The sequence below is a fragment of the Cohnella sp. GCM10020058 genome (assembly GCF_042683485.1).
GTDB lineage: Bacteria > Bacillota > Bacilli > Paenibacillales > Paenibacillaceae > Cohnella.
In genome coordinates this window covers 45,209-57,736 of sequence record NZ_JBHUJV010000004.1, presented here as the reverse complement: position 1 = coordinate 57,736, position 12,528 = coordinate 45,209, and the positions used below count along the sequence as shown (strand labels likewise).

Sequence of the window (12,528 nt, the reverse complement as noted above, 5' to 3'; positions counted from 1 at the left end):
CAGTTCCGTTATCCGGAGGCTGCGTATGCGGGATGGGTCATTCTGGCGCCGCAGTCCGGGCGGTTTTCGTTCGCTATTGATGACGGCGCTGCGGCTGACGGGGGCGGGGCCGAGCGGACTGGTGCTGGAGAGGCTGGAGCTGGCGGAACTGGAGCTGGAGAGGCTGGGGCTGGCGGGACTGGGGCTAGGGCCGAGCCGTCCGGAGCTGGAGAGGCTGGGGCTGGCGGGACTGGGGCTAGGGCCGAGCGGTCCGGAGCTGGAGAGGTTGGGGCTGGCGGGACTGGGGCTAGGGCCGAGCCGTCCGGAGCTGGAGAGGCTGGGGCTGGCGGGACTGGGGCTAGGGCCGAGCGGTCCGGAGCTGACGGGGCTGTGGATGACAAGGCGGCAGTCGTTGAGGCAACGGGTGAGGCTTACAGTGGCGAGGCGGCGTTCGGCGAGCTCGTGATATGCCCGCCCGGCTTCGTGCTGAAGCGATCCATGCTGGAGCCGACCGCCTTCCACTTTGTCGAGCTGTCGGGCTTGGGCGGACTGGAGCTGCCCCCGGGCAAGGTGCGCATTCGCGACGTGCATCGGCTCGGCTCGACCTACGAGTACCTGGCCCGGCTGAGCGCGGAGCAGTCCTATCACGATCCTTCGGAAGTCGCCCATCTGATCCGCGACCTGCTGTTTCTCGTGCGGCGGGAGCAGGCTTCCGCCGTCGCCTCGCGGCGTGAGACGACCGAGCCGCTCATGCATCACGCCGCCGCGCTGATGGAGCGCGGCGCCTGCGAGCGGGACTTCTCGCTGCAGGACATCGCCGGGCAATGCGGACTGCGTGCTTCGCAGCTCAGCACGCGGTTCCAGGCCGCCTACGGCATGTCTCCGATCCGTTTCGCCACCTCCGTCCGCCTGGCCCGGGCCGCCAAGCTGCTCGTCGAGACCGACCTGACGCTGGACGACGTCGCCGAGCGCTGCGGCTACCAGAACGCGTTTTACTTTAGCCGCGTCTTCTCCAAACAAATGAAAATAAGCCCTTCCTTGTTCAGAAGGGCCAATCGGGTGTGAGCTTGGGCGTTTTTAGGGCTCAACCATAAATAGGTGTCAGAAGACAGTTATTTGGGCGATTTTTTGCAATAGCAAACAAATAGCTGTTAAAAGGCAGTTAATCGGCTTTATTTCTTGCAATTCCGGCCCGGAACCTGCAAATAGATGCCTATTGACACTTATTCAAAGAACTTGTCCGTGTGTCGGGCAAAATAGTTGCCTTTTAGCAGTTATTCGCGCATGGGGTGAGATGAGCAAGAGAGCTTGGCGAGCCCGTACGGAGATCCGCGGCGGCACTAATATGCTCGCGCCGCCGCCGGGCCCGTCGTCTCTCGCACGATGAGCTGCGTCGGCATAATGACCGCCGGCGGCGGCGCCTCGGGCTCGACGATCAGCCGGTCGAGCAGCTCGATCGCGCGGCGGCCGAGCGTCGGCATGTCCTGCCGCACCGTCGTCAGCGACGGGTGCACGACCCGCGCCTCGTCGATATCGTCGAAACCGACGATCGACAGCTCGGCCGGCACCTCGACACCAGCCTCGCGGGCTGCCTGGAGGGCGCCGATTGCCCCCTTGTCGGAGCCGCAGACGACGGCGGTCGGCCGCCGCGGCAGCGCAAGCAGCTGCTGCATCCCGCGATAGCCCGTCTCCTGCGCGAAGTCGCCGACAACGACATCGTCCTGCCCCACAGTTAAGCCCGCTGCACGCATCGCCTCATGGTAACCCGCGAGCCGCCGCTCGCCGACATACGAACCCGGCAGGCCGGCAATATAAGCGATACGGCGATGCCCGAGCTCGTGCAGGTAACGCACGGTGCCCTCCACCGCCGCCTTGTTGTCCGAGGAGATATAGCCGGCCCGCTTGCCCGTCAGGTTCAGGTCGATGAACAACGTCGGGATGCCCGACGCTACCAGCTTGTCCGCATCCAGCTCGCCCAGCTGGAAGCCGAAGGCGAGCACGCCTTCGACGTTGCGGCTGCGGCAGTGCTGCACGAAGTTGTACTCGGGATGCGCGGACAGCTGCGCGAGATAGATCAGATCGTAGCCCCGCTCCTTGAGCGCCTCGTCGATGCCGCCGAGCAGATGCACGAAAAAGGGATTGGACAAGCCGGCCGTCAGCAGGATGCCGATCGTCATCGACCGCCTGCCGACGAGCGAGCGGGCCGCCTCGTTCGGGCGAAACTGCATCTCTGCGACGAGCGCGAGCACCTTTTCCCGCGTCGCACGGCTGACCGTCGTGTAGCCGTTGAGCACCTTGGACACGGTTGCGACCGACACGCCGGCCGCCTTTGCGATATCGCGTATTGTAGCTGTCATCGCGTGTTCCCGCCTCCGTCTGCCCGGACTTGGATTCCGGTGCTATGTTGTTCCTACCATAACGCGAAGCGAGGCCGGAATGCAATCCGAGAGAAGAAGGACCACCGCAGGAGCCTTTCTTCGCATCGCCCTGATTGATGCCCTACACCAAGAAACTTTATATTCGTCCGTCCCCTTTTTCGCCGCCCGCGTTGCTCCCTCGCCGTAATAACCGCAAAATCAGTCTGTTAAGAAAATTCCATTTTCTGAGCGTGATTTGTTTTAAAGGTTGCCTAATCTGATAAAATGCCGTTTAGTCGGACCCCTCACAACCTGAAAGCTCCGACTCTCCGAACGCGCGTGCTTACCTCTCGTGAATTGCCTCGCGAATCGCCGCCGCAAGAGCGAATAGCCGAAACCTAATTTGTGCGAAACCGCCTAACGATGTTCATCCGACATCCGTTCCAATGAGCCTGCCTGTCGTCGCCGCGTCGTTTTTTCGCCGCAATGCCTGCAAATATACATCTAATTTCGCCGATGTCTATCCTTTCGAGAAGAAAAGATGCAGATGCGCAGGTATTTTCCTCCATCAGCCCCATTTCCGGCTTGTGTTTTGAATTTACCTGCACATTTGCAGGTATTTCATCAAACGCCGCGCGTCGGCAGAAAATACATGTACAAATGCAGGCTTTTCAGCCCGCCAACCCTCCGAAAAGCGTCCGCACGCCGAAAGCGCGCTTGCCTGTCACGAGTCGCCCCCAAATTGATGCTGCCTGCCCTGCACAAAAAGGCACAGACCGCGGCGTCCGCGTTCTATGCCTCTTGTGACATCTCTATCAACCCTTCAGCGCGCCATCCGCAAGCCCCTGCAAAATAAAGCGCTGGAATGCGATGAAGAAGGCGACGACCGGCAGGGCCGTCAGGACGAGCGAGGCGAGGATGCTGCCCCAGTCCTTGGTGTACTGGCCGAAAAAGCTGTTGGTCGTCAGGATCAGCGTGTACTTTTTCACGTCCGTCAGCACGAGGAGCGGCAGCAGGAAATCGTTCCACATCCACAGGATATTAATGATGGCGAGCGTGACCGTGATCGGCTTGAGCAGCGGCAGAATGATGCGGAAGAACGTATGCATCTCCCCCGCTCCGTCGATCGTCGCAGCCTCCTCCATCTCTCTCGGAATGCCTTTGACGAAGCCGTGGTAGAAAAAGACGACCATGTTCAGCCCCATGCCGACGTAAATCAGGCCGAGACCCAGCGTCGAGCCCTGCAGCGACAGATGCTTGACCAGCTGCGTCAAGGTGATCATGATGACGTTGAACGGAATCATCATCGAAGCGAGGAACAAGAAGAACAGACCCCCGCTGAGCTTGCCCGGCGTCCTCGACAGCTTGTAGCCGGCCATGGCGCCGAGCAGCAGCATCCCCGCCAGCCCTACGGCCGTCACGACAAGCGAGTTGAAGAAGCTCTGGACGATGTCGACGTTGTGGATCACGTAGTCGTAGTTCTTGAAGCTGAAGCTCGTCGGCCACGAAAGCACGGAGTGGAAGATTTCCTTCTGGCTTTTGAACGAGTTGACGACGGCCATATAGATCGGCAGGGCGAAAAAAACCGCCATGACGAGCAGGACGAGATTGGACAGGACGGTCCGGGGAACGGATCTGCGCGCGATCATGCTTCGATCTCCCTCCTCTTCATGACCTTGACCTGAATCAGCGTGAAGATCAGCACGATCAGGAACAGGATCATGGCCTTCGCGTTGGCGAAGCCGAAGCGGTAGTTATAGTTGAACGCTTCCTGGAAAATATGCATCGCCACGACCTCGGTCTTGCGTCCCGGGCCGCCGCCGGTGAGTCCGTAGACGACGTCGAACGTGTTAAACGCCGCATTCAGCGTCAGGAAAATGCAAATCGTCAGCGCTTGCGTGATCATCGGCAGCGTGATCGAGCGGAACATCTGCCAGCCGTTCGCCCCGTCGATGCGGGCGGCTTCCTTCAGATCCTGGGGGACGCCCTGGAGAGCGGCGACATAGATGATCATCATGTAGCCGGCGCCCTGCCAGAGCGAGACAATGACGATGGAGAAAAAGGAGATCTTCGGATCGCTCGTCCATGCCTGGTCGAGGAAGGGCAGCGAGACCTTCTCGGCGAGCTCCGGGAGCAGCTTCGTGAAGATAAACGTCCACATGAAGGCGCCGATGATCATGCTCATAAGATTGGGCATGAAGAAGACCGTCCGGTAGGCGCCCTTCGCCCGTCTGCGCGACTCGATGAGCAGCGCCAGCCCGAGGGCGATGGCGTTCTGGATCACGACCATGATTATCACGTACTTGAGCGTGAACAATATGGCCTGCATGAACGCATGGTCCCGGAAAGCTTCCGTATAGTTGGAGAAGCCGATAAACGAATAGGTGCGGGCGAGCCCGTTCCAGTTCGTGAAGCTGTAAGCCGCGCCCCCGACCATCGGCAGCAGGGTGAACACGGCGAAGAACAGCAGCGCCGGGGCGACGAAGATCGTGAACATGGTGTAACGGCGAAGCGCGCGCGGCATCTGAATCACCCTCCCTTCCATTCGAAGGCAGCTTCGGATCGAAGCTGCCTCCTGTCGTGCTGCGGACTATTGCTTGTTGAGCGCGTTCGCGTCGGTCCAAGCCTTGTCCATCGCTTTGATGACGTCTTCCTTGGACGAGTCCTTGGCATAGTAGCCCTGGAACAGCGTCTCGGATACGTTCTTGACGCCCGAAGGGATGCGGGGATCGTCGTAAGCCTTGCCCGCCTTCACGTATTCCGTCACGTCCGAGACCCACGGATAGGGGGTGAAGGTATGGCTTTTGGCGACGGGGTTAAACATCATGCTTTCGTAAAATGCGCTCGAATCCTTGGCGTCCAGCATATAGTTGACGAGATCGAGGGACACTTCCTTCTGCTTGGAATCCGGAGAGACCGCGATCGACGTCGAGGTCGACAGATTGAGCAGCGTAGAAGCCGGGTCGTCGTTGATCGGCATGGCCGCGACGCCGAGCTCGAATTCCGGGTCGTTCTTCAGGATCGCCTCCGCGAACCACGGGCCCTGAGCCGGCCACATGGCGATATTGCCCTCCGCGAACTGCGCGGTCGACTGATCGCCATCCAGCTCGAACACCTTCTTGTCCCCGAACTCGCGCAGCATGTCCATCGCGTCCGTCAGGCCGTTCAGCTCCGCGTAGGAAGCCTTGCCTTCGTCCATTCTTTCGACGAAGCCTTTGTTGGCCGAGCTGTTCAGGGCGCCCACGGCGAGCGTCGGGAAGCTCTCGGCCATCCACGATTCCTTGAGCGCGATCATGAACGGCTGGATGTTTTTCGCCTTCAGCGTTTCTCCCAGCTGCTTCATTTCCGACACCGTCTCCGGCAGCTTCAGGTTGTTTTCGCGGAAAATCTTCTTGTTGTACAGCATGCCCCACCCGAGGCTCTCGAGCGGCACCGCGAGAATCTTGTCGTCGTAGGTAACGCCCGACTTGACGCCGTCCAGCAGCTCCGAGACGAACGGCTGGTCGCTGAGATCAGTCAAGTAGCCGGCGCGGTAAAAGCTCGGGATGTCGTTGACGGCATGCAGCGTGAAGACATCGGGGCTGTCTCCGCTGGCCATGCGCGACTTGAGAATCTGATCGGCCGTATCGGAGCTCGGCATCTCCAGACTGATGTTCACCTTGATGTTTTTTTCCGCCAGCTCTTTCTTTTTGAACTGCTCGAAGTAGCTCTCGAACTGGGTCTTGAAGCGGGGCAGGCTGACGAACACTTTGAGGTTGACGGTTCTCGCGGCCGCGCCGGAGGCGTTCCCGTTCCCGGTCGCGCCGGATGTATCGTTATCGGACCCGCAGGCGGCGAGCGTGCCGCCCAGCAGCGTCAAGGTCAACAATGCAGGAATTTTCTTATTCATAAGGGCCAATCCTCTCCTGGTGGATGTCGATCGATCGTCTGCAATCAGTATAGCAAGCGCTGTCGCGACCGGGATCAGACGATATTGGCTCCACGAATAGGACAATATTAAGGTGCCCGGCCCTCCCGCATTCGCCCGGGCGTCTCGCCGAACTGGCTCTTGAACAGGCGGTTGAAGTACGTCACGTCCTCGTACCCGACGGACAAAGCGATATCCTTGATCTTCAGCTCGCTGTCGCACACCAGGCTTCGGGCTTTGTCCATACGCAGCCGGATGACGTATTCGGTCAGATTGACGCCGGTCTGCGCCTTGAACGCCTTGCTGAGGTATTCCTTGGTTACGTAAAAAGCTTCCGCCACGGATTCCAGGCTGATCTGGCGCTCGTAGTTGCGGCCGATATAGCTTTTGATCTCGCCCATGTCGAGCCTGTCCTTTTTCTTGCGCTTGGCGGCGATATGGCCGATGGCCGCCCCGTAAAGCCCGGACAGGCCTTCGACCAGCGCTTCTGGAGATGCCGTCCCGCGCGGACGCGGGGACGGCTCGGGGAGGTCGCCGCGCGCCGCAATCTCCTGCATGGAACCGTCCGACCGGACGACGAAGTCCTCAAGCAGCAGATATAACTCCATGTACAATTTACGCAGGCCCGCTTCGTTCGCATATGCCCGCTTCGCCAGTTCCGCGTCCAGGCGGCCGAATGCCTGCCGGGTCCCCTGAAGGTCAAGACCGTTCAAGTACCGGGCCAGCTCGCGCTTGGTCTCCGACGTCAGCGCCTGCAGCGCCTCGTCCGTGTAATGGACGGAGCTGAGCTCCCGTTCGCGCTGCGCCTCCGCCTGACGGAGCTCGCGCACGCATTTCCCCAGCGCGCCGTTCAGCTCGTCCTCGTCGATCGGCTTCAAAATGTAAGCCGACGCCTTGTAGTCGATCGCATGCTTCGTATATTGAAAGTCCGCGTGCCCGCTGATGACGATAACCTTGGCCTCGTTGCCCTGCTCGTTCAGCTTGCGGATGAGCTCGGTCCCTTCCATCCCCGGCATCCGCATATCGAGCAATACGATATCCGGATGCGTCTTGGCGATCAGCGACAGGCCATCGTAGCCATTCTCCGCTTCCCCCGCGACTTCGATGCCAAGAGATTCCCAGCGGCCCAGGCTTCGGATCATCCGCCGGCTCCAGACTTCATCGTCGATGATGACAGCCTTCATCCGTCTTTCTCCTCCCTCTCTCCCGCCATCCCCGGATCGGCCGGGAGATGAATCTCGATCGCGGTGCCGGCCCCTTCCACGCTGTCGATGCGAAGGCCGTATGCCGCGCCGAAGCGCAGCTTGATCCGCGCGTCTACATTGCGCAGGCCCAGGCTCTCCGATTCTCTGTATAGCGCCCCATTGGCATCCAGCGCCCGGCGAAGCTCGGCCAGCCGCTGCGGCTCGATGCCCTCCCCGTTGTCCGCGATGCGGATGACGGCGACGTCGCCCTGCAGCTCGGCGCCGATCGCGATCTGCCAGTCGTCCAGCTTGCGCCGGAAGCCGTGCTCGAAGGCATTCTCCACGATAGGCTGCAGTGTCAGCAGCGGGATCGGCAGCTTCTCGAATGCCTCCGGCAGCCGCTCGTCCACTTTCACCTTGTTCGGGAATCGCATTTCCTGGATATACAGGTAGTTCCGCATATGCTGCCAATCCTCGCGGAGCGTCGCGGCGTCGGGCAGGCTGCGGATGCTGTAGCGGAACATGCCTCCGATCGCCTTGACGATCTTGTGGATCTCCGGCACGTTCTTCTCCAACGCCATGCCGCTGATGAGCTGCAGCGTATTATGAAGGAAATGCGGGTTAATCTGTGCCTGCAGCGCCTTGACCTCCGCGGTGCGCTTCGCGATCGTCGCCTCGTACTCGAACTGGATCAAGCCTTTAATATTGTTCACCATGAGTTCGAAGCTGTTCTCCAGCAGCCCGATCTCATCCTGGCGGTTGCGGCTCGCGACAAAGTCCGTCTTGATCCAATCGAGCTTGCGCATGTAGCGCACCAGATTGGTGATCGGCTTGGTCATCATGTAGGCAAACAGGACGGACAGCGCGATGCAGACACAGACGACGCCCGCCCCGATCCAGAAGCTGCTGCGGATGATGTCCTCGCTGCTGCGTGCGATCAGGTCGCCCGGCACGAGCTTCACGACGGAGAAGAACGTATAAGGCACCTCGCTGCGAAAAAGGTACGTGTCCCCGATCTTTTCGAAAGAAGCCAGGCTGCCAGGTTGCGACTTCAAAGCGAGCAAGAGCCCTTCCGACTCGGACGCCGGCGCTTCGGCCTGCGGCGAATACAGGATGTTGCCGTCGCCATCCACGAGATAGACGCGGGCGCCCTCGTCCTTGCGCAGCGCGCTCAGCATGCGATCCATCAGGCTCCACTTCACGTCGAGCGCCGCCGCGCCGAGCGGCTTGCGATCCTCGAAGCGGTTGATGGGACGCATGAGCATGAAGCTTTTCTTGTCCGTATCGTTCGCGTAGTTCAGCTTGCTATGTTCCAGGTCGAAGGCCATCCAGCGAACCGAGGCCAGCGGTGAGGCGTTCCTGATGCTCTCCTCGTAGCCGCTGACGACATAGGTCTTGCCGATATTGTCCACGTCGAGCATGACCCTGTTCAGCACGCTCTGATTGGCATAGTAGATCGAGGAGAGCTTGTTGTTGATATAATCGTTGGCCCGGTAAAATTGCGTGATGTCGTCGTTGTCCAGCTTGCCCATACGATCCGAGATCTTGTCGTCGATAATGATGGCGTTCAGCAGCTCGTCGAGCTGGCTGAGCTTCTCCGACATGTACTCGCTGACGGTAGAGAGCTGGGAGCCATTGAATTGGATCATCTCCCGCTCCATCGCATGAGACGACCTCGCGATCGCCATCGCGGTGACCGCAGTAATGGGCAGGATCGAGAGCAGCAGCATGAACAGAAGCAGCTTGTTGCGGAGCCGGCTGCGAAACGGATCGAATACGCGGGAACGCCAGCCGCCGCGGCCGACCGGCGGACGGTTCTCCGGGGGCTGACGGCGGCGCGCGCCGGCAGCGGAAGATGAGGCAGCCATACGGCGATCAAGCCTCCTTGTCGTCGAGAATGACGAGAGGCATCCCCCGGTCTCGCGATCGGAGGATGCCTGTCGAACTTAATATAAGTGCGCGAGTGGAATTCTCTTGTTAGCTCTCGTCCCCCGGCCATGCCGCCTTGTCGGCGATGACCGTCACATCGGCGTGCTCCTGGAGATAGCTTGACGGCACGAGCGCCGTCACCTCGCCGCGGAGCGTCCGGCGCAGGATGTCGCGCTTGCCTTCGCCGGAGGCGAGCAGCAGCACTTTTTTGGAGCCGAGCAGCACGTCCATGCCTGCCGTGAGGCTGTGGCGCGGGACCCGGTCGAGACCGCCCCAGTAGACGGCGTTGCTGTGCAGGCTCTTTTCGGTCAGCGGCACGGCGCGGGTCGGCGCGTCCGCCGGCGATGGCGGCTCGTTGAAGCCGAGGTGCCCGTTCGGTCCTAGACCCAGAATCGTTGCGTCGAAGCCGCCCGCCTCGCGTACCTTGGCGTCGTATTCCCTCGCGGTCGCCTCCGGATCGGACGTATTCTCGTCGAGCAGCACGAGCTGGTCCTCGCGCAGCGCCCACGGCTCGGCGACCGAGCGGCGCAGCCAGCCTTCGAGGGAGCGGGGATCCTCGCGGGTAATGCCGAGGTAGCCGTCCAACTGGAACGCCCGGATATCGGAGAAGCCGACTTCGCCCCGCTCCTGCATCGCCGACAGCTCCTCGTACATGCCCATGGGCGTATTGCCCATGGCCAGCACGACGGCGGCGTCGGGCTTGTCCTTCACGATGGCCTGCAGCCACTTGGCCGCTTCGCGGCTCATCTCTTCATAGTTTTCGGCAACGATTAAGTTTATCATGAACGCGCCCTCCTTATTTCAGCAGGCGCTCGGGCAGGTAAGCCCGGTGCGCATGCGCCATTTCGTCGTACAGCTTTTCCGCGCGGTCGATCGAATAGACGAGCGGATGGCTCGCCAGCGCCCGGATGCCGTCGATCCGCGAGCCGCTCCAGCCGGCTTCGGCCGTCAGCGCCTGGTATTCGCCGAGCATCTTCACGAGGCCGGATACTTGCTTCGGCATGAAGCCCTGCGCGATCGGGGCGATGCCGTTGCGGTCGACGAAGCAAGGTACCTCGACGACGCGGTCCGCCGGGAAATCGGAGATGGCGCCGTTGTTGCGAACGTTGCAATGCCATACTTCCTTGCGGTCGTTGAAGACGGCGTCCATGACGTCGAAGGCCAGCTCCAGCTCGTGGATGCCCCCGCGGCTGCGGTTCGGATCGAGCACGGGGTCGGCGCTCTCGGCTTGCTCCGTATAATGTTTCCAATAATCCGGCACCTTAGCAAGAATATCCTGCGCGCGGGTCGTCGACTTCGCCTGCAGCTGCTCCAGCACTTCTTCCTTGTAGTAGAAGTATTGGAAGTAATCCGCCGGGAGGGCGCCCATCGTCACCGCGAGCTTCAGCATGCGAAGCTGGTGGCGGCTGACGGAAGGGTCGTCCTTCAGGCGCTCGTAAGCTTCCGCGAGCAGCGGCATCATGTCCTGCCCTTTGTACAGATGGCGGTTGGACCAGCAGTTGTGGTTAAGTCCGATCATCGTGACGTCGATCTCGCTCGGGTCGAGCCCTGCTGTCTCTGCAATCCACTGCGGGAAAATGATCGGACCTTCGCACAGCGACACGACCTTGATCGGGCTGTGATGCGTGATCGCTTCGGATACGATGTTGACAGGGTTCGTGTAATTGAACAGCCACGCGTTCGGGCAGATCTCCTCCATGTCGCGCACGATCTCTTTGATGACATGAAGGGAGCGCATCGCCATGAAGAAACCGCCGGGCCCTTGCGTCTCCTGTCCGATGAAGCCGTGCTTCAGCGGGATGCTCTCGTCGAGGTAACGAGCCTCGAAGCCGCCCGGACGGAAGCTCGTCAGCACGGCGTCCGCCCCTTGCAGCGCGGCACGGCGGTCCGTCGTCGTCGTAACCTTGATGTCGGCACCGAGGTTGTCCGACATCTGCTGCGACATCTTGCGCACGATCTCGAGCCGCTCCTCGTTCAGGTCGACGAGCACGACCTCCGAGCCTTTGAAGTTGGCGCCCTCGCCTTGATGAATGAAGCTCGCTACCGTTCCTGCGGCGCGAGTGCTGCCGCCGCCGATATATACCATTTTGATCGCTGCCATAGCTGATCTCTCCTTAGAGGTTGCGTGTTATTCGAGGCTGTGTATTATTCGAGGTTGCGTGCTATTCGGCCGTGCGAAATAAGCCCAGCTCGGCGACGGACGCCGTCAGCGTCGGCTCATCCATCGGGAAAGGCTGTGCCGAATCGCGGTCGAGCGCCATCAGCACCGCGCCGATGACCGGCTCGTATGCGGCTTCCGCGATGCGAAGGCCGGGATACGCAGCCGTCAGGCTGTCCGTCACCGCTTCGGTCAAGATCGCAGGACGCGCCTTGAACAAGCTGCCCGACAGAATGACGACCGCCTCGCTCGCCTGGATGCCGAACTTGGCGAGACCCGCCTCGACGTAGCGCGCGTTGCGCCGTCCGAACGCCCGGACGAGCTGAACGGCCGCATCGTCTCCAGCGCCTGCCGCTTCAAAGACAAGCGGCGCCAGGTACTTCTTGGAGCCGAGCTTGCCTTGGATCCAATGCTCCATCAGCGTATCCGCGTCCGCCAGCCCGTAGTGGGCGAGGATGCGCGGCTTCAGCTGCGTCGCCGGGCCGAGCCCGACGTCCGAATCGAGCGCCGCCCGCAGCGCGAGGCTGCCGAGCGACTCGCCGCCCGAATCGTCGTCGCGGACATGATAGCCGTATATGAACGGCGACTCGCCGGGTCGCAGGATGGCGGCGTTCGTACCGGTCCCGATGCAGAGCACCGCACCGGCGGACGACGACGTGCCGCCGCGGTAGGCGATGATGCAATCGTTCACGACCGTCACGTCCGCAACGCCCGTCGCGCCCTTGAGCGCTTCGCGCAGCAAGGCGTATTCATAGGGAAAATCCGCGCCCGTCATGCCGGCGTGAACGCTCTCAATGTCACAAGCCTCTGCCTCCGCCCGGCGCAGGGCGTCGGTCACGGCTTCTTTTACGCGATCCATGCTGTGATCCATGCCTTGTATGCTGTGACAGCTCCCGCCCGCGTACCCTGCGGCTACGATGCGTCCGGATCGGTCGGCGAGCGCGGCGATCGTCTTCGTGCCTCCTTGGTCGAGTCCCAGCTTGTATTTCATGTCTGACACCTACTAAGTCGTAT

General features: G+C 61.2%; 11 protein-coding genes. 2 read left to right on the top strand and 9 right to left on the bottom strand.

Annotated elements, in window-relative coordinates:
• The first annotated feature begins 25 nt into the window (after window positions 1-25).
• Window positions 26-445 (top strand): hypothetical protein, encoded by a 420-nt coding sequence (locus ACFSR7_RS06555; RefSeq protein WP_378159820.1) that lies wholly within the window; start codon window positions 26-28, stop codon window positions 443-445.
• Complete coding sequence (locus ACFSR7_RS06550) at window positions 370-1,044, top strand: helix-turn-helix transcriptional regulator (RefSeq protein WP_378159818.1); 675 nt, start codon at window positions 370-372, stop codon at window positions 1,042-1,044. Before ACFSR7_RS06555 ends, ACFSR7_RS06550 begins: the two co-directional genes overlap by 76 nt.
• A 275-nt stretch (window positions 1,045-1,319) precedes the next feature.
• Here the strand turns inward: ACFSR7_RS06550 and ACFSR7_RS06545 are convergent, their stop codons facing one another.
• From ACFSR7_RS06545 to ACFSR7_RS06505, 9 genes are all read right to left on the bottom strand, one after another.
• Window positions 1,320-2,336 carry a LacI family DNA-binding transcriptional regulator gene (locus tag ACFSR7_RS06545; protein WP_378159816.1) on the bottom strand — a complete coding sequence of 339 codons (1,017 nt, stop codon included), beginning with the start codon at window positions 2,334-2,336 and terminating at the stop codon, window positions 1,320-1,322.
• Between the two features lie 815 nt (window positions 2,337-3,151).
• Entirely contained in the window at window positions 3,152-3,985 is an 834-nt protein-coding gene (locus tag ACFSR7_RS06540) for a carbohydrate ABC transporter permease (protein WP_378159814.1), read from the bottom strand.
• Complete coding sequence (locus ACFSR7_RS06535; RefSeq protein ID WP_378159812.1) at window positions 3,982-4,860, bottom strand: carbohydrate ABC transporter permease; 879 nt, start codon at window positions 4,858-4,860, stop codon at window positions 3,982-3,984. The genes ACFSR7_RS06540 and ACFSR7_RS06535 overlap by 4 nt, the downstream gene beginning before the upstream one ends.
• Window positions 4,861-4,926: 66 nt before the next feature.
• Window positions 4,927-6,225: an ABC transporter substrate-binding protein gene (locus ACFSR7_RS06530; RefSeq protein ID WP_378159810.1), complete on the bottom strand. Its 1,299-nt coding sequence runs from the start codon at window positions 6,223-6,225 to the stop codon at window positions 4,927-4,929.
• Window positions 6,226-6,332: 107 nt separating this feature from the next.
• A complete protein-coding gene (locus ACFSR7_RS06525; RefSeq protein WP_378159808.1) occupies window positions 6,333-7,427 on the bottom strand; it encodes a response regulator transcription factor in 1,095 nt (364 codons plus the stop codon).
• Window positions 7,424-9,295 carry a sensor histidine kinase gene (locus tag ACFSR7_RS06520; protein WP_378159806.1) on the bottom strand — a complete coding sequence of 624 codons (1,872 nt, stop codon included), beginning with the start codon at window positions 9,293-9,295 and terminating at the stop codon, window positions 7,424-7,426. Before ACFSR7_RS06520 ends, ACFSR7_RS06525 begins: the two co-directional genes overlap by 4 nt.
• A 109-nt stretch (window positions 9,296-9,404) precedes the next feature.
• Window positions 9,405-10,139, bottom strand: a complete 735-nt coding sequence (locus ACFSR7_RS06515; RefSeq protein ID WP_378159804.1) for a 6-phosphogluconolactonase — start codon at window positions 10,137-10,139, stop codon at window positions 9,405-9,407.
• A 13-nt stretch (window positions 10,140-10,152) separates the two neighbouring features.
• On the bottom strand, window positions 10,153-11,457 hold the full coding sequence (locus tag ACFSR7_RS06510) for a family 4 glycosyl hydrolase (RefSeq protein WP_378159802.1): 1,305 nt from the start codon (window positions 11,455-11,457) through the stop codon (window positions 10,153-10,155).
• Between the two features lie 61 nt (window positions 11,458-11,518).
• On the bottom strand, window positions 11,519-12,505 hold the full coding sequence (locus ACFSR7_RS06505) for an N-acetylglucosamine kinase (RefSeq protein WP_378159800.1): 987 nt from the start codon (window positions 12,503-12,505) through the stop codon (window positions 11,519-11,521).
• Window positions 12,506-12,528: the final 23 nt, after the last annotated feature.